Below are 17,417 nucleotides of genomic sequence, written 5' to 3' on the forward strand. Positions count from 1 at the left end.
ATTGATTTGTTAAGCCGCGTGGGCATCGCCCCGCGAGTTTCGTTCCGCGAGTTTCGCCCCGCATGGACGCGCGGGGCGATGCCCACGCGGTTAAACAGTCCAGAAACCCTTCACGGCGTTGGGTACAACTCCTGATGGACTGAACCCTGGCGAGCCAAGCTACGAGAAAACCGGGAAGTTATTTCGGGACAGTTCCAAACAGCGGTTGATTCGATGATAGGTTGAGTTGGAACAGCGAGAGGTTGGTCAATGCTTTTTCGTTGACGATTCAGAAACAGCTTTAGAAGTGCCGCCGCTTTTGGCCTCGCGGCACACTTCCTTTAGCCAAATGGCCGCCGCCGAACCTTTACATCCACCGTTTACCAGGCCGTGAAGCACATCTTTGGAGAGCCCCTTGAGACGCTTCACCGAGTAACACATCGCTTTGTCTGATCCTGCAATATCGAAGTCTCTTTCAGACTTTGGCAGTTTGGCCACAGAGACCAGTATTTTGAAATCCTTGTCGTTCATGAAACAGCAGATAATCTAGGCGCGGATACGGTATGGTGAGGTTGGTAATGCTTTCCGAGAAGCGATCGGTGACAGGTTGCAAGCCTCGTCACAGACCACGCCGGCCGGGGGCGTTCAAGCTGCATTGCACGTGTGCGGATTCATAACCTGTCCAGAATTACTTTATGGGAAATCCTCCCTGCAGAGTGATTGATAAAAGCAATGGCCGTCATCGTAAAAAAGAATCGTATGTCTGTGTTTTGAACGCAAACAATGTGAAAGCTCACTGGAACGACTGACATTTAACTCAAACCTTGGAGCACAAAGTCATGGTCCGAAACCTCATTTCGCCGACCGTCTTGTTGTTGGCTGGCATTGCACTGACACTCTTGATCACGGATCGGATCCCGCCACCGGCCAACGCCATGACGGCTTACGGGACAGAGAAAAAATCGCTGGTAACCGTGCCGCTAGACTCAGGAATGGAGGCCGTTGTATCGCTGGATCACACCACCGGTGACATGACTGGTTATGTGCTTAACCGTCTCAACGGCCAATTTTTCATTCGCTACCGCCACAACGTGACATCCGAATTTCCGCAGCACGGTGGTGCCTATTTGATGGCGACAGGCATGGCTGATTTCCGCGGCTTCAAAAGCAACACTCGGGTTGCGACGGGAGTGATCTATGTGTCCGAAGAGAGTTCAGGCCGCGTGGTTGCCTACGCAATTCCTTGGAACATTCAGTTCGCCGCCAGTGGTGCCCCCAATCAAGACTTGAAGTTCATCACGCTTGATCAGGCCGTCACGCGGTTCACTCCGCTGCGTTAAGGAACTGTCCCGAAACAACTTCCCGGTCTTCCCGTAGCTGGACCCGCCCTGGGCGTTTCGCCCCGCGCGTTTCGTTCCGCGTGTTTCGTTCCGCGTGTTTCGTTCCGCGTGGACGCGCGGGGCGATGCCCACGCGGTTAAACGATTTAGAACGCCTTCACGGCGTTGGGGGAATTCTGAACCCTGGCGGGCCCAGCTACGAAAGCGATCTTGCATTGATAAAAACTATGCCGGATCAGGTTCGATTCGATTGTCTGGCTAGTTCGTTGGGGCATAGCATTGATTGTTCAGCCAATGGTCGCAAAACGGCCGCAAGCGGGAATTATTGGCGGATTTGATTCTGTTTCACCTATCTTTGAAAAGGACGAACTGATGCATTTGTCTACCTATTTTGGGAATTTGGAAGCCGCACCGTCACTAAAAAATGATGCCTCTGAAGCGATTTCGGCGGCGGTTGGGCACTTTCAGTCTCGGGTCAGAAAAGTCAATATTAGTGTAAGAGACGTCAACGGTCCCAAGGGCGGGGAAGACCTTTGCTGTCGGTGTGTGGTGCATTTGAAGCGAATGACTCCGATCGTGATTGAGGAAACCGGGGCAAACGTTCGCAGCCTCATCAACCGGGTTGCCGATCGCGTTTCTTACACCCTTAGTCAAAAAGTTGACCGAGTGAAACAGAGCAGTCGCTCGAAGAAGACACGAAAGCGATTTGCAGAGACAAGCTTGGTGACAAAGCTTAATTAAGCGAAGGATTATTTTATGACTGAAGAGCCCGCTGGTAGTGACGACAGAATGATCGGTGCAAACGAGCCTAAGTTTGTGGTTGGTATCGGTGCTTCAGCGGGCGGGCTCGAATCGCTTGAAAAGCTTTTTCGTAATCTCTCGCCCGACACCGGGATGGCTTTTGTCGTCTTGCAGCATCTGTCTCCCAATTTTAAGAGCATGATGTACGAGTTGCTGGGGCGCGACACCGCGATGACGATTCATCGCGCCGAAGATGGAATGCGTGTGCAGGCCAATTCGGTTTATTTGTTGCCGCCGAAAAAAGAGATGGTGATCCGAAATGGAGAACTAAGCGTTCAGGACAAAGCGCCTGGCAATGGGCTTGCACTGCCGATCGATCTTTTCTTTGAATCGCTGGCCTTGGATTGCGGTCCCCAGGCAATCGCCGTGGTTCTGTCTGGTAGTGGATCGGACGGTTCTCGTGGAATTGTTGAAATTGCCAAGCATGGTGGTTTCGTCATCAGCGAAAGTTTGGACACGGCCAAGTTTGATGGAATGCCTGCCAGCGCGACCGCGACAGGGGTGGTGGATGAAATTCTAAAACCGGAAGAAATCGGGGCACTGCTCGCTTTGATCGCATCGAAGCCAAATGTCACGCGAACCGCTCGTATCGCTGCGGTAAATCGCCGCGATGATCAACTGTTGGGGATGGAGGCAATCTATCAACAGTTTCGACGAGCCTATGAAATCGATTTTGGTGTCTACAAAGACACTACCGTTTTGCGGCGTGTCCACCGACGAATGGCGATGGCTGGTATTGAGAACGTCGATGACTACGCCGATCGACTCGCCGACGACAACGAAGAGCTTGAGGCACTTTACTGTGACCTGTTGATTGGCGTCACCCAATTTTTTCGTGATCCCGATACGTTTGACTATCTGGGGAACCACATTTTTCCGGATCTGATTCACAATTGTGACGCGAACCAACCGCTGCGAGTTTGGGTTGCCGGATGTGCGACCGGTGAAGAACCGTATTCGATTGCCATCGCTTTGCACGAAGCGTTTGAGCGTGCTGGCCAGATGCTGAATCTGAAAATGTTTGCCACCGACGTTCATCGATCATCGATCGAACATGCAGGTCGAGGTGTGTACGCTGGCGACGTGCTACAGGGAGTGGATGGTGAGCGGTTGGAAAAGTACTTCATTCGTCGGGATGATGGATTCCAGGTTTCACCTTCGATCCGAAAGTCAATTGTTTTCGCGCCCCACAATGTGCTCAGCGATGCGCCGTTTACGGACCTAGATTTGGTTTCGTGTCGGAACATGCTGATCTATTTTCAAGGCGTCGCGCAAAACCGATCGCTTTCGATGTTCCATTACGGGCTGCGAAAGGGTGGCATCTTATTGCTCGGTGGCAGTGAATCGCCAGGTGAGCTTGCAGGCGAATTTGACGTTGTTCAAGAACGATCGCGGATCTATCGAAAACGCCGCCAAGTTCGGCTGCCCAATGAGTTCCGATCGCCGCTGAAACGTCCGTCCAGCGCCGACTTGCATATTTCATCCGCCCGCAGTGCCAGATCGGTACAACAGAACAAAGCAATCGAACCGTCTCTCTATGATCAGTTGCTAAACAAGCTGATGCCGCCGAGCTTACTGATCGACGAGAATCGGAATTTGATTGAGAGTTTTGGCGGCGCTCAAAAGTTCCTACGATTTCCATCGCGACAACCTTCGCTCGACATTCTGGACCTTGTTGACAAAAGTCTTCGCACCACATTGTCGGGCGCGATCAGCCGAACGCTTAAAGACAACCAACCTGTGCGGTATTCCAACGTGATGCTGCGGGTTGACGAAGGAGAACAAGCCTACAACCTAACCGTAACGCCGATTCTTCACTCCTCGATTTCAGGGAAGCATCATGTCATTTCTTTTGAGGCTACTGCGGGGGCAGCAGCGGTTGTTTCTGAGGCAACCGTTGAATCGTATGATGGCGAACTCGATGCCTCACGCGATCACATTCGTCAACTCGAAGACGACTTGCGGTACTCGCGTGAGAACCTTCAAGCCACGATCGAGGAACTGGAAACGAGCAATGAGGAATTGCAGGCGACCAACGAAGAGCTAATTGCATCAAACGAGGAATTGCAAAGCACCAATGAAGAATTGCATAGCGTCAATGAAGAACTCTTCACGGTTAATTCTGAACACCAAAGCAAAATTACAGAATTGGCTGAGCTAAATGAGGACATGAATCACTTGTTGGAGAACACGGATGTCGCCACCGTGTTCTTGGACAAGGATCTGTGCGTGCGTCGATTTACTTCCAGAGTGAGTAATGTTTTCGATTTCGTCGATCATGACATTGGAAGATCTATTAAGAGTTTTTCGCCGCGATTCTCAGCCAGCGATCTTGTCGGGCAATTGACGACGGTGATTGAAACAGGTCAGGCATTCGAGTGTGAAACGTTCGCCGAAGACGGCACCTGTTACTTGATGCGAATTTTGCCGTATCGAATTGGTCGATCAGTCGAAGGCGTCGTCTTGATGTTGGTCAACATTTCGTCCATGGAAGTCCTGCGTGAACGTTTGCGTTGGATGTCGGCGATTGTGGAAACGAGCGACGATGCAATCATCGGCCAAGACCTGGACGGCATGGTGACCAGTTGGAACTCAGGTGCAGAGCGACTGTATGGCTATTCAGCCGAAGAGGTGATTAAAAAACATGTTTCGTTTTTGATTCCAAAAAAGCGGCAAACCGAGGTTACCGAGTATCTGGAAAAAATCGCAACCGGCCAACGTCTGCACACCCGCGACACAGTTCGCGTCCGCAAAGACGGAACCGAGATTCATGTCTCGATCACGGTTTCGCCTGTTTTCGACGGTAACGGAAAACTAATCGGTATTTCCAAAATCGCACGCGATGTTTCCGAGCGAATCAAGATGGAGTCCGAGATTCGCGACGAGATACGCAAACGCGAAGCCTTCCTAGCGACGCTCTCGCACGAATTGCGAAATCCGCTCGGTGCGGCACTTAGCGCCAGCCGTCTTATCCAAGACGGTCGATCAGATGAGGCGATGCGGATCAATGCGGCAGGGGTGATCGAGCGTCAGATCACGATGACGCGAAGCTTGCTTTCGGATCTGTTGGACATGTCTCGGATCACGCAGGGGAAAATCGAACTAGCCCAAGACATCATTGACCTCCGCAGCCTGGTTGATCTGATTCACGAAACAACACTCAGTGAAGCAGATGACCATCGGCAAAAAATCTCATGGGACCTTCCGGATTCTCCTGTCTACGTCCGAGGCGATGCCACGCGATTGGTTCAAGTCCAAGTCAATCTCATTCACAACGCGCTGAAGTACTCGCCAGAGGAATCGGCGGTCAACGTGGTGATCCGACAAGACGGCGATCAGGCAACCATATCGGTCACTGATTTTGGTGTTGGGATTGAATCACACGAACTCGAAAGCATTTTCGATGCTTTTGTTCAATTGGGCGACACGTTGGGGCGAAGTGAAGGTGGTTTGGGTGTCGGACTGACGCTCGTGCGTACGTTAGTGGAGGCCCATGGCGGAACGGTCAATGCCGAAAGCAAGGGACGTGGGCATGGCACAACCGTTAGCATCAATCTTCCCCTTGCATCGGAGCCTGAACAGGAATCTGGAATGATTTCCGATGCTAGTGAGTCAAGCAACGGCATGCCTCGAACCGTCGTCCTAATCGAAGATATCGACGACAGTCGCAAAATGTTGTCGTCGCTATTAAGCCTTGATGGCCACATCGTTCATGCATGTGAAGACGGTGAATCAGGAGCGGAAGCGATTCTGCAAAACTGTCCGGATTTAGCTTTGGTCGACATCGGTCTGCCCGGCATCGACGGGTATGAAGTCGCCCGACGAACCAGGGACCAGCCGCGCTGTCGCGACACCCACATCGTGGCTCTAACCGGGTTTGGCCAGTCACACGACGTCGAAAAAGCACTCGAAGCAGGCTTTGACGGTCACTTAGTCAAGCCAATTGATCCAGATGAATTAACCAAGTTGCTCTCGTCGTTGCCAGAGATGATTGATCGGAACTAGTCGTTGGTTAAGCGGACTTTGGCCAGTCGCCACACGATAGAGAACGTCCGGATTGGATGCGCGCAAGAACGCTAGGCAAATCAGCCAAAGGTGCAAGCCAGCTATTTGGCTGGAGCCCCAAAAAGTAGGCCGTAGCGAGCGGAGCGAGTTACGGCAGGGCTGCAAAATATGCCGTAACTCGCTCCACTCGTTACGGCCTACAACAACGTCTGCCGATTAGCGTGCCTGCGCCCCCGGCACTAGTAGTCCATGTCAGCTCAATCTTCGGTTAGGAGGTAGCGGAAGTCGCGTAGACTTTCGGCGTCCCCCTCGTAGCCGAAACTCTTGGCGAGTTCCGCTACCCGAAAATTGAGGTGACGCGGAATACTAGCCTTTCGATCCTTGGGAATTGGCGGAGCGTGTTCGGCTGCTTACAAGTCGCGCCGCAGATCACCGCTGAAACTCAGTTTCTGATTTGCAAGATAGTTCCGCCATTGCACTTCGTCATACCCGAAGTCGGCCTCGGGCACGGTCTTCTTTACCAACGACAGAACTGACGGGTTGTTTCTTTGTTGGCTGATCTTTGTCGGTTTACTACCGCTGCTCATTCCGCCCATGCCGCCGCCTGCGCCACCGAACGTCGCGTTCATGTTGCCCGACGGCGCGATTTCTCGCGTGTGCGTCGTGACCAACGAATTGATGTACTGCATCGCCAATTCGCGATCCGCGGGGAACGCCAACAAGGCTCGAGCGGCACGGTTGATCAGGTCATTGCTGCTTTTGCTGGACAACAGAGTTCGTTTGTAATTCGCGATCGCGGTCCCGGATCCGTATTGAAGCAATTGGTCCAGCGCCATGTCGCGAAGATCTGGATTAGGCTCATCGATCCCGGCCTTGACCAAAGCTCGCACCGACGCGTTCGTCTTGAATTTGCCAAGCAGGGTAATCCAAAGCCGCCGAAGTGCCGGCGGCTGTGTCTCGCTACCACGGCCTGCCAATGCGCTTGAATTTTCAAACTGCTGAGCGATGGCGATCGCCGCCAACGGATCATTGATCGATTTGAGTTCAGTGATCGCGTCGTCGTACCGGCGATTTTCAGGTCGATTGCCCTTCATCACAACCTTGACCAGCTTGGCAATTTCCCGAATCCAAAGCTTGGCTTCTTTCTCAGAGTCATCAACGCTTTCTTCCAGCGATGCGGCTTCGGGAATGACCCAGCGTCCGCCTTTAAAGATCATCCCTCGCGACCGCATCAAATCGGTTTTCAGAATCCACTTACCTTCGTCTTTGGTGTAACCAAGCGAAGCACGAGCCTCGGCATGGTTCGGGTTCAGTTCAACAGCACGTTGCATGTGAAATCGGGTGTAGTACTGGGACAAGCCAGGAACATTTCCGGCTGCCTTGCACCATCGCGCTAGTTGATAATGAGCATTGGCGTCATCGCCAACTTGTTTGGCCAGCGATTTGTACTTGGTCAGTTCCTGGGATTGGACAACGCGGCTAACTCGGCTGCCGGGAAATGCGACTTGGATGTCGTCGTCGATTCCCACGATGACTAATTCGCCCTTGCGAGCGACCTTGCCGGTTAGCTGCCCACTGCCGGTTAGCTCAACCGAATCAGCCATCACAGTCGCACACGCGAGAGACCCTGCAAGCAACGGCAGAAGCAAAATCTGATGGTGGAATCGAATCATGGCGTTACTCGGTGATGTTGTAAGAGTGCGTCACCAGTCTTTAGTAATTGTCCCGAAATAACTTCACGAGATTCGATTCCCCCCAAATCCCAACCCGAACGCATAAGCGAGGGATTGCCTGGGCTGATGAAAATGCGGTGGGTGATGTTTTTCGCGAACCAGTCGAACATTGCAAATTGCAAAATGAACATTGCAAATTGAAAATTCTTGGGAAGCGGTATTTGCTGGTCAATTTACATTTTTCAGTGTTCATTTTGCAATTTGCAATCAACACCGAGGCCGGTCAGCCACAAACCCCCAAAGTCGTCCAGTTTCCCTCCACGCAAACATTTTCGTCAGCCCAGAGATTGCCCCGTCAAACGAGATCCCTCGCTTACGCGTTCGGGTTGGGAAATCGGGAAGTTATTTCGGGACCTTTCCTTAGTGTACCTACTGCTAGAAAACCAAGCTTGACCAGTTTCAGCTCCAGATTCACTCATTATCCGACGCTTGGCGGACGATCTCTATACTTGACTATCTTGATCATGTTAATAGGATATCGAAAAGTCACGCGAATTCCAGTGTAAAGGAAGCCGTCAATGTCCGCCCGAGCCATTCAACCACGATCGCCTGGGGATTCCCCCAAGCTGCCTATCATGCCCGCCAACGAGCCGCTTCCGCTTCTGAAAATCGATGACGAGACTCCTCGCGGAGCCTTGGCAGCCGATCCTCCGCTGGTACCGACGGAAGATTTCCTGAAAGAATTGGAATCCGAAAGCCAAAAGCTTGAATCGTCTACTCCGCAGCAGATTCTTGAATACGCCGTCGAACGGTTCGCACCGAACTTTACGATGGCGACGGCGTTTGGTCCTGAGGGCATGACAATCATCCACATGCTTTCGACGATTGCCCCGGAAACACCGATCTTTAACCTCGATACGGGATATCAGTTCCAGGAAACCTTGGATCTGCGGGAAAGGGTCAAGGAAAAATACGGAATCGAAGTCGAATACAAGCTGCCCGACACCACGGTTGAACAATACGAAGCGATGCACGGCGGCCCGCTCTACAAGACCAACCCCAACCAATGCTGTTTTGATCGCAAGTTGCGAGTGCTGCACGAAGCCGCCAAGGGCAAGCACGCTTGGGCCAGCGCGATTCGCCGCGACCAGAGTCCCGACCGAGCGAAGGCACCGATCGTGGGTTGGGATCGAAAGTTTCAGTTGGTCAAAGTCAGTCCGCTGGCGAATTGGACGAAGAAAGAAGTCTGGTCGCTGATCAATGATGAAGACATTCCCTACAACCCGCTGCATGACCAGGGTTACAGCAGCGTCGGTTGCTTTCCATGCACACGCGCCGTCCAACCGGGCGAAGACGAGCGAGCCGGACGTTGGAGTGGTTTTCAGAAAACCGAGTGCGGATTGCACAGCCAGTAACGTTGCCCCATTGCCAAAGGAGAAGTGAATGACGATTTCAGCTCGCGTGCATTACGCTGCTTTGGCCATGGCCGAATTGGCAGCACGGCAAGACGACATTGCTCCCGTTTCGATTCGAGAGATTACGGATCGCCACGGTGTGCCGGGTCCGTTCTTGGTTCAGATTTTGCGAACCCTTCGCGCAGCAGGTCTGGTCGAATCAATTCGAGGCAGTCATGGCGGCTATCGATTGGCGGCCGACGCATCGACATTGACGCTGTTGGATATTGCCGAAGCGATGGGATGTCAGGAAAACGGTTGCCGCACCGAAGCGACACCGACCCCGGCGGATGAGATGTTGCAAGAAATTTGGCGAGAAGCCGCCGAAGCGTCACGCGATGTCCTGGCCAGCAAACGTCTGATCGACATGGTGGATCAAGTCAAGCATGGCGATTCGTCTATGTTTTACATTTGACGTTTTACATTTGTCGCTTGTCATGAAACGTAGCTGATCCCGCCAGGGTTCAGTTCGAGCCCGATCTAAGTTCGACTGAACCCTGGCGGGATCAGCTACGGAAAAGCTCACCTGACGGGTTAGCGATCAAGCAGCGGCAAGTCATCGGCGTTTCGTTGGGCAAGGCCTTCGTGAAAGTGCTTTCGACAAACGGCTTGGTAACGTTCATTGCCGCCAATTTGAACTTGATTACCATCACGAATCGCGTGACCGGTCGAATCGATTCGCATGTTCATCGTTGCTTTGCGACCGCAGTGACAAATCGTCTTGATTTCCACCAACGAATCCGCCAACGCAAGCAACGCCTCACTTCTGGGAAAAAGGTTCCCTTGAAAGTCCGTGCGGATCCCGTATGACAAAACTGGAGTGTTTAGCGTGTCGCAAACATCGCACAGTTGTCGAACTTGCAACCGCGTCAAAAACTGGGCTTCATCGACCAGCACGCAACTGAGTTGCTGATGGTCGTTGCTGTCCCTGACGATTGATAGCAGGTTGTCGGCGGTCGTAAAGGTTCTTGCCTCGGCTTCTAATCCAATTCTGGAAACAACTTTCCCGCCCGACCGCGTATCAATCTCCGGTGCAAGAACCAGAGTCCTCATGCCACGTTCGCGGTAGTTGTAGCTCGATTGCAGCAAGATCGTTGACTTGCCTGCATTCATCGCCGAATAATAGAAATAGAGTTTTGCCATCGAATGACTTACTTGTTTTCCAGGACAGCATTCAGAGCTTTGATCTGTTCAGCGGTAAGGTCGGCAATGCCTTTCTTGGCCAGACGCAACAATTCGGCTAACTGCGCATCATCAAACGTGGCTTCTTCGCCGGTTCCTTGGATCTCAACGAATCGTCCGCTGCCGGTCATGATCACATTCATGTCAACATCAGCAGCCGAGTCCAATTCGTAATCGAGGTCCAGCTTGCAGGTGTCGCCTAGCACACCCACGCTGATTGCTGCGACGGAATCTTTCAGCGGTCCATCACCGATTTTAGATCCAGGAACGGCTTGCTCTACCGCCAATGCCAGAGCAATGAATCCACCTGTGATCGACGCGGTGCGAGTTCCGCCATCGGCTTGCAAGACGTCGCAGTCAACCGTGATCATGTTCTCGCCAAGTGATTCTAAATCGACGACGCTTCGCAAGCTGCGACCAACCAATCGTTGGATCTCGGTGGTCCGACCATCCACTTTGCCGCCACGATCGCGACGTTTCCGCGGGCTCGTGCTGCCCGGCAACATGTTGTATTCCGCCGTGACCCAGCCTTTTCCCTTTCCAACCAACCAAGGCGGAACACTTGATTCCAGCGATGCGGTACACAGCACAATCGTGCGACCTGACTTGTACAGCACACTGGCCGGATTGAATTCCAGGTATCCGCACTCGATAGAAACGTCTCGGAGTTGATCGTCAGGTCGCATAAAGGTGTCGATTCAAATGGGAAAAACGGAAGACGAGAATTCACAGCTCACTACACACCGGGAATATTCTCTTCGATCCACTGCGGATTCAGCATCCACACAAGCAAACCCTTTTGTGCATGCATTCGGTTGCCTGCTTGGATGATGATGTCGCTTTGTTGGCTGTCGATAACTTCGTCAGTGATTTCTTCACCACGCACGGCGGGCAAGCAATGCAGCACGCGAGCGGTGGAGGGTGCGGCGGCCATTAAATCACCGTTGACTTGGTAATCGGCGAAAATCTTGCGACGTTCTGCCGCTTCGGCTTCTTGGCCCATGCTGGTCCAAACATCGGTATAGATCGCGTCAGCATCTTTGACGGCTGCTTTGACGTCGCGTACTTGCTCAATTGCTGCGCCGGGGTACGCGGTTTCAACTCGCTTCATCCAATCGACGTCCATTTCGTAACCATCGGGGCATGCCAGCGTGAAACGCATCGACAACATGGCGCAGATCAAGGCAAGCGAATGAGCGACGTTGTTTCCGTCGCCAACAAACACCAAGTGCTTTCCTTGGTAGCTTCCAAAGCTCTGTTGGATCGTCAACACATCGGCGAGTGCTTGGCAGGGATGGCAAAGGTCGGTCAAGCCATTGATGACCGGCATCGCATTGAAACTGGCGAGTTGTTCCACCGAAGCATGGGATTTCGCACGGCACACGACGGCGTCAACGAACTGACCAAGGACCTGAGTAAAATCGGACGGTGATTCGCGTTTTCCCCACCCAACGTCATCGCCAAGAAACAAACTGGACCCGCCTAATTGCGAAACACCACTTTGGAAACTGACTCGGGTGCGAAGGCTAGGTTTTTCAAACAGAAGAGCCAAGACCTTGCGTTGCAGCACGGGCGGACGGTCGCCTTTGGCTAAACCTTCTCGCAAGTGAATGCCGGTGCGCAAGATCGTTTCGAGTTGTGGCGGATCGACGTCAAAGAGGCTCAGCAGATGCTGCATGGGAACTGTCTTTCTAGGATCAGAGTTCAGTGAGTTGTTCGGTGAGTTGTTCAATGAGCTGTTTGGAAAGTAATTTCTAAACGTGGACTGCTGCAGTAAGCTTTTCGGTGGCCTCGAAGGTTTCCGCCAACCTGCGAGTCAATTCCGAAAAATCTTCTTTACTAACAGTAATTGGCAATGCCATTCGGACTGCCGTTTCGCCAGCTTCGACAAGATGCAGACCAAAGTGTGACGCATTCTTGACCAGCAGGTTCGATTCGATATCGGTTTCAATTCCAATCACGGTCCCCAATTGGGCAATGTCGCGAACGAAGTCGTAGCCCGCGATCGCTTCGGCGATATCTACTGCGAATTGGTGCGACGTTTCCGCAGCACTTGCGAAAAGATCTTGATGAATCATTTCGTCAATCGTCGCGGTAGCGACGGCAGTGGCGATCGGGTTGTCGTCACCTTGGTCAACCTGGATAGGCAACGAAGACAGCAGCAGTCCGCCGGGCATCCCCGCGAACAGTCCAGCCGAGACAATCGCCAAGTCGATTGCCACATCAGCGATTGAAGCAGATGCCAACATCGTTCCGCAGGATCCAAAGACGACTTCTGATTCATCAACGGCCAGCAGCAACCCATGCTGGTCGCAAAGCTCGCGAACGCCGATCAAAAACTCGGCGTCGATTGGCCTGGCACCCGCGTCCAATTGCAACGGCGAGATTAAGACGCATCCGGTTTGATCGTCAATGTTTGCTTTGATCGCATCCAGATCGCCGGGGCGAACGTGCGCGAATCCGGCCATCATGGGCCCGTAGTTTTCGCGAAGCGCTGGCAAACCGCTGGCGGTGCGACAAACGCCGGTGCGTCCATGATCGCTGCCCGAGATCGCAATGGTTCGGTAACGTTTTCCTTGGTCGCGAGTTCGGCTAAACGTGATCGCCGCTTCGATTGCTAGGTCGCGGTGAGCAAACGCGGTCGCCAAAGTCGGCGATGTGTCGCTGGATGAATCAGAAATTCGCTGAATCAATTCAGTGACCGATGTCGCGGTCGAGCTTTGATTTACCAGAGCGAGGTCGTCCACCGCTTGCATCGCTGATTCGATCAATTTCGATTCGCCGAACCCAAACACGCTGTATCGACCGGCCATTGCGTCAATCAAATCTCGGTTTGCATCGTCGCCGCGTGTGATCCCGGTGGGTGGACCAGAAAACGGCTTGGCGGTGGATGGTGGCAAGATAAAACCGGGCTCCGGCGCATCGGCTGGTTCTTCGGCAGACGATTCTTCGGCAACGGAGTGGTCTTCAAGTTCCAGCCCGTCATCGATTGATTCTTCGCCTGGTTCTTCGTCGTTCATTTCAAGCTTCGCAGAATGAGAGGGTCGGGCAGGATTGAAGCCAATGCTGCGGTTTGTTCAAAACGTTTCTAAAACGTAGCTGATCCCGCCAGGGTTCAGTCCGGGTTTGGTCCGGGTTCAGTCCGGGGGTTGGTTAGGCTCGACTGAACCCTGGCGGGATCAGCTACGGGTAGTTCGCGGGTAGTTCGTGGAAAGTTCGCGGGTAATCTTCGAGGTAGTTTTTAAACACTTTCCCTACGGATGAATTTCGGTACCAACGCCGCTGGTGGTGAAAATTTCTAGCAACAATGAGTGTCGGATCGAGCCGTCGATGATGTGTACTTTGCGTACGCCACGGCCCAGGGTTTCCAAACAGGCTTCGACCTTGGGGATCATTCCGCCTTCGATAATTCCTTCGTCAATCAAATGCCTTGCTTCTTCCGCGGAAAGCGAATCGATGATCGATTTGGAGTCATCCTTGTCGCGGCGAACTCCGTTGACGTCGGACAAGAACACTAGCTTTTCGGCACCCAATGATTGTGCGACCGCCATCGCGGCGGTGTCCGCGTTGACGTTGTAAAGTTGTCCGTCTTCGCCCTCGCACATCGACGGAATGATCGGCACTTGATCGGTATAATGCAGACCCTCGATCACGCTGCGATCGACTCGCGTGACGTGGCCGACGAAGCCGAGATCCTCGTCGGTTTCGGTTGGCAATTTCTCACCGAACAGCACATTTGTGGTGTGAGGCGATAAATTCATCGCGCGGCCGCCCAGCCGTTCCATTTCTTCGGTCAAAAACTCGTTCAGCTCACCCGCGAGCACTCGTTTGACGACTTCCAACGTCGCCGCATCGGTGACTCGGCGTCCACGAATAAACTTTGCTTCGACGCCTGTTTCAGCCAACGCGTTGGAAATCGCTTTCCCGCCGCCATGGACAATCACCGGTTTCATCCCGACTGATTCCATAAAGACGACATCCAGCAAGATGTGCATCAGGGCCATTTTGTCTTCCAGCAGGCTGCCGCCAAGCTTGATGACGGTGGTTTTGCCGCGGAAACGGCGAATCCAACCCATCGCCTCGATGAGCGTGTTGGCTTTGGCGATTGCTTCTTGCACGCTGAAATCTCGAGAGGAAGGAGTGAAAAGCTCGGCGAGTGCGCTGACCACGGTTTGCGCCTGACTTTCTGGGGGGTGTTTGAGATGGGAAAAACCGATCAATTTAGAGCGGCGGCAACAGAGGGTCAATTGTGAACAGGCCAAACAAAGGCCCTGTCCCCGAAACAATCTGTCCCCGAAACAATTGTCCCCGAAACAACTTCCTGATTTCCCAACCCGAACGCGTAAGCGATGGATAATGACTCACCAACCCAAACGCGTAAGCGAGGGATTACCGTTCGCCGCGGAAATCCCTCGCTTACGCGTTCGGGTTGGGATTTGGTGGAATCTGATCTCTGGGAGTTATTTCGGGACAATTCCTAACTCGATAATGGTGTAACAGTGACAGAACAAACTCTTGAAAAGACGCAGTTCAAATGGGCAATCGTCGGCGGTGGCCAGATGGCGCGAGCTCTGGTCGGTGGCATGATCAAAGCCGGCGTTGTCAGTGCATCGAACGTGATTTTGGTGGTTCCAAGCGAATCTACTCGCCGGTGGTGGGACGAGAATCAGCCGGGGGTCCAGCATGCAGACCTGGAAGAAGCTGTTCAGCAGGCCGATATCGTCATGCTGGCGGTCAAACCTTGGGTCATCCCAGTGGTCATGAACCAAGCAGGCCCGTTTTGGTCCGGCAAATTAGTCGTTTCCATCGCCGCTGGTGTCCCGCTGTCGAAACTCTGCGACCTAGCCGGGCACGGCCGAGTCGTGCGAGTGATGCCGAACACTCCCTGCTTGGTCGGCAGTGGGGCGTCTGCGTTTTGCGGTGGCGATGAAGCGACAGATGAAGACCGAACCTTGGTCGCCAGCGCGTTAGAGGCCGTTGGGATTGCCGCAGAGATTGATGAAGTGCAAATGGACGCCGTTACTGGGCTGAGTGGTTCTGGGCCAGCCTACATTTACATTCTGATCGAAGCGCTGGCCGATGGTGGCGTTGCCGCTGGGTTGCCACGAGACCTGGCGATGAAATTGGCGACTCAAACCGTGATCGGTGCGGGCGAAATGGTGCAAAAGTCGGGCATGCACCCCGGCCAATTGAAAGATGCCGTGGCCAGCCCCGGCGGAACCACGATTGCTGCATTGCAAACGCTGGAACAGAACGGCGTTCGAGCGGCAATGATCGCTGCCGTCAAAGCTTCCGCAGCCCGCAGTAAAGAACTGGCCTAATCGCGACTATTACCTAACGTTTACATGGCCGCTATTGGTCCGTGACAGAGCCAAAGTGCAGATTGGTAGACTCCGAGGGTTCATCTGGCATTGATCGCCAGCAACTTTAGCACCGGAAAGCTGAGGTTGACCTTATTAATCTGCGCAGGAACCTGCCGACATGTCATCTGTCATCGAACCTGAAAATAAGTCTTCAACGAATCACTCACTGCCCTCGGACGGACAGTCGATTGGTGATAAATCAAATCTGGCGTCCGCTGATTCTCATACCAAGGACGACTCGGACCTCGAAAATTCGCTACTTTCAGAGCATAAGTCCAACAACAAGAAATTCCCCAAGAGCGAAACCGCTTCTGATCGAGTTCGCTTTAACAACATCAGTTATTGGGCCGTCGGTTGGTTGACCTTGGCTCATGCGATTGTCCTGATCGGTGCTCCGATGACGTTCACCTGGACCGGCTTGGGCGTGATGGTGTTTCTGCACTGGATTACCGGAAGCCTGGGGATTTGCTTGGGTTACCACCGATTGCTGACCCACACCGGCATGAAAACGCACAAATGGGTTCGGTACGTTTTCGCAACGATTGGCACGATGGCTGGCGAAGGTTCACCTTTGGATTGGGTCGCCGATCACCGCAAACACCACGCATTGAGCGACCAAGACGGCGACCCGCACTCGCCACACGACGGCGGATTTTGGAGTCACGCGTTTTGGTTGGCTTTCCACACTCATAATGGCGACCGCCAAGGCTACCTGAAGCGTTGGGCACCGGATTTGTACAAAGACAAGTACATGCGAGCACTGGATTACCTGTTCTTGCCACTGCACATCCTTAGCGGATTCATCCTGTACGGCATTGGATACGCGATCGATGGCTCATACATGGGTTGGTCGTTGGTGATTTGGGGGATGTTCACACGCTTGGTTTTGGTTTTGCACGCGACTTGGATGGTCAACAGTGCCTCGCACATGTGGGGTTACCGCAATTACGAAACGACCGACGACAGCCGCAACAATTGGTTGGTCGCGATCGTTGCCTACGGCGAAGGCTGGCACAACAATCACCACGCGTATCCTCGCATGGCAAAGCACGGCCACCGCTGGTACGAATTCGATATCACCTGGCAAGCAGTCAGGTTGCTGCGTGCATGTGGGCTGGTTTGGGATGTGGTCGATTACCGCAACGCGGCTGAAAAGAAAGCAAAGAAAGCGTCTGCTTAGTTCAGCTTGAACTCACCGATTGAAACGCCAGCGAGCGAAGGAGCAATCCTTCGCTCGCTTTTTTTGGGTTTGATGGCGGAAGGGGTTTTGATTTTTCATCACGCACAAGTCAGCTTTCGGCTCCCAGCAAAACACGGTTTAACCGCGTTTAACCGCGTGGGCATCGCCCCGCGCGTCCATGCGGGGCGAAACGCGCGGGGCGATGCCCACGCGGTTAAACGATAGGTAAGAGTAGGCCGGAACAAGCTTAGCGCAGTTCCGGCAATCCAGCGTAGTACCATGCAATTGCCGGAACTGCGCTAAGCTTGTTCCGGCCTACATTGCTTTCGCCCCTGCCGGGGCTTCGGTTTTTGCTGCGTTTGATTCCGTGGGTCAAGACCCACGGCACCGTGCTGCCGCCCCATCCGGGGCTATAGTAAGTGCCATTGAGGCATCGTCCAA

Annotated in this window: 13 protein-coding genes; 6 read left to right on the forward strand and 7 right to left on the reverse strand. The window is 53.3% G+C overall.

Annotation, left to right across the window (positions count from 1 at the left end; all coding sequences use genetic code 11):
• Positions 1-246: 246 nt before the first annotated feature.
• Complete coding sequence (locus tag RC85_RS13590; RefSeq protein WP_068263650.1) at positions 247-510, reverse strand: hypothetical protein; 264 nt, start codon at positions 508-510, stop codon at positions 247-249.
• 308 nt (positions 511-818) lie between these two features.
• Here RC85_RS13590 and RC85_RS13595 point away from each other — a divergent pair, with 308 nt between their 5' ends.
• Positions 819-1,319, forward strand: a complete 501-nt coding sequence (locus tag RC85_RS13595) for a hypothetical protein (protein WP_068263652.1) — start codon at positions 819-821, stop codon at positions 1,317-1,319.
• Between the two features lie 755 nt (positions 1,320-2,074).
• Positions 2,075-6,124, forward strand: coding sequence for a chemotaxis protein CheB (locus tag RC85_RS13605; protein WP_068263656.1), 4,050 nt, complete (start codon positions 2,075-2,077; stop codon positions 6,122-6,124).
• 410 nt (positions 6,125-6,534) lie between these two features.
• Here RC85_RS13605 and RC85_RS13610 read toward each other — a convergent pair whose 3' ends face one another.
• A complete protein-coding gene (locus RC85_RS13610) occupies positions 6,535-7,797 on the reverse strand; it encodes a HEAT repeat domain-containing protein (protein WP_084422645.1) in 1,263 nt (420 codons plus the stop codon).
• A 635-nt stretch (positions 7,798-8,432) separates the two neighbouring features.
• Between RC85_RS13610 and RC85_RS13620 the strand changes: the two genes are divergently transcribed.
• Positions 8,433-9,212, forward strand: coding sequence for a phosphoadenylyl-sulfate reductase (locus RC85_RS13620; RefSeq protein ID WP_235033496.1), 780 nt, complete (start codon positions 8,433-8,435; stop codon positions 9,210-9,212).
• 28 nt (positions 9,213-9,240) lie between these two features.
• The gene (locus tag RC85_RS13625) at positions 9,241-9,666 is read left to right on the forward strand and encodes an Rrf2 family transcriptional regulator (protein WP_068263659.1); all 426 of its coding nucleotides are present in this window, start codon (positions 9,241-9,243) and stop codon (positions 9,664-9,666) included.
• Positions 9,667-9,785: 119 nt separating this feature from the next.
• On the opposite strand, the gene RC85_RS13630 is transcribed toward RC85_RS13625, so the two are convergent.
• From RC85_RS13630 to argB, 5 genes are all read right to left on the reverse strand, one after another.
• Positions 9,786-10,394, reverse strand: a complete 609-nt coding sequence (locus tag RC85_RS13630; protein WP_068263660.1) for a thymidine kinase — start codon at positions 10,392-10,394, stop codon at positions 9,786-9,788.
• 8 nt (positions 10,395-10,402) lie between these two features.
• Positions 10,403-11,119 (reverse strand): ribonuclease PH, encoded by a 717-nt coding sequence (rph, locus tag RC85_RS13635; RefSeq protein ID WP_068263662.1) that lies wholly within the window; start codon positions 11,117-11,119, stop codon positions 10,403-10,405.
• 50 nt (positions 11,120-11,169) lie between these two features.
• Positions 11,170-12,111: an ornithine carbamoyltransferase gene (gene argF / locus RC85_RS13640; protein ID WP_068263665.1), complete on the reverse strand. Its 942-nt coding sequence runs from the start codon at positions 12,109-12,111 to the stop codon at positions 11,170-11,172.
• A gap of 76 nt (positions 12,112-12,187) precedes the next feature.
• Positions 12,188-13,453: an aminotransferase class III-fold pyridoxal phosphate-dependent enzyme gene (locus tag RC85_RS13645; protein WP_068263668.1), complete on the reverse strand. Its 1,266-nt coding sequence runs from the start codon at positions 13,451-13,453 to the stop codon at positions 12,188-12,190.
• Between the two features lie 234 nt (positions 13,454-13,687).
• Positions 13,688-14,551, reverse strand: a complete 864-nt coding sequence (gene argB / locus RC85_RS13650; protein ID WP_068263727.1) for an acetylglutamate kinase — start codon at positions 14,549-14,551, stop codon at positions 13,688-13,690.
• Between the two features lie 381 nt (positions 14,552-14,932).
• On the opposite strand from argB, the gene proC reads away from it, so the two are divergent.
• Both proC and RC85_RS13660 read left to right on the forward strand, forming a co-directional pair.
• On the forward strand, positions 14,933-15,754 hold the full coding sequence (gene proC / locus RC85_RS13655) for a pyrroline-5-carboxylate reductase (protein ID WP_084422647.1): 822 nt from the start codon (positions 14,933-14,935) through the stop codon (positions 15,752-15,754).
• Positions 15,755-15,914: 160 nt separating this feature from the next.
• The gene (locus tag RC85_RS13660; protein ID WP_068263671.1) at positions 15,915-16,976 is read left to right on the forward strand and encodes an acyl-CoA desaturase; all 1,062 of its coding nucleotides are present in this window, start codon (positions 15,915-15,917) and stop codon (positions 16,974-16,976) included.
• Positions 16,977-17,417: the final 441 nt, after the last annotated feature.

The organism is Rubripirellula obstinata, assembly GCF_001642955.1.
Lineage (GTDB): Bacteria > Planctomycetota > Planctomycetia > Pirellulales > Pirellulaceae > Rubripirellula > Rubripirellula obstinata.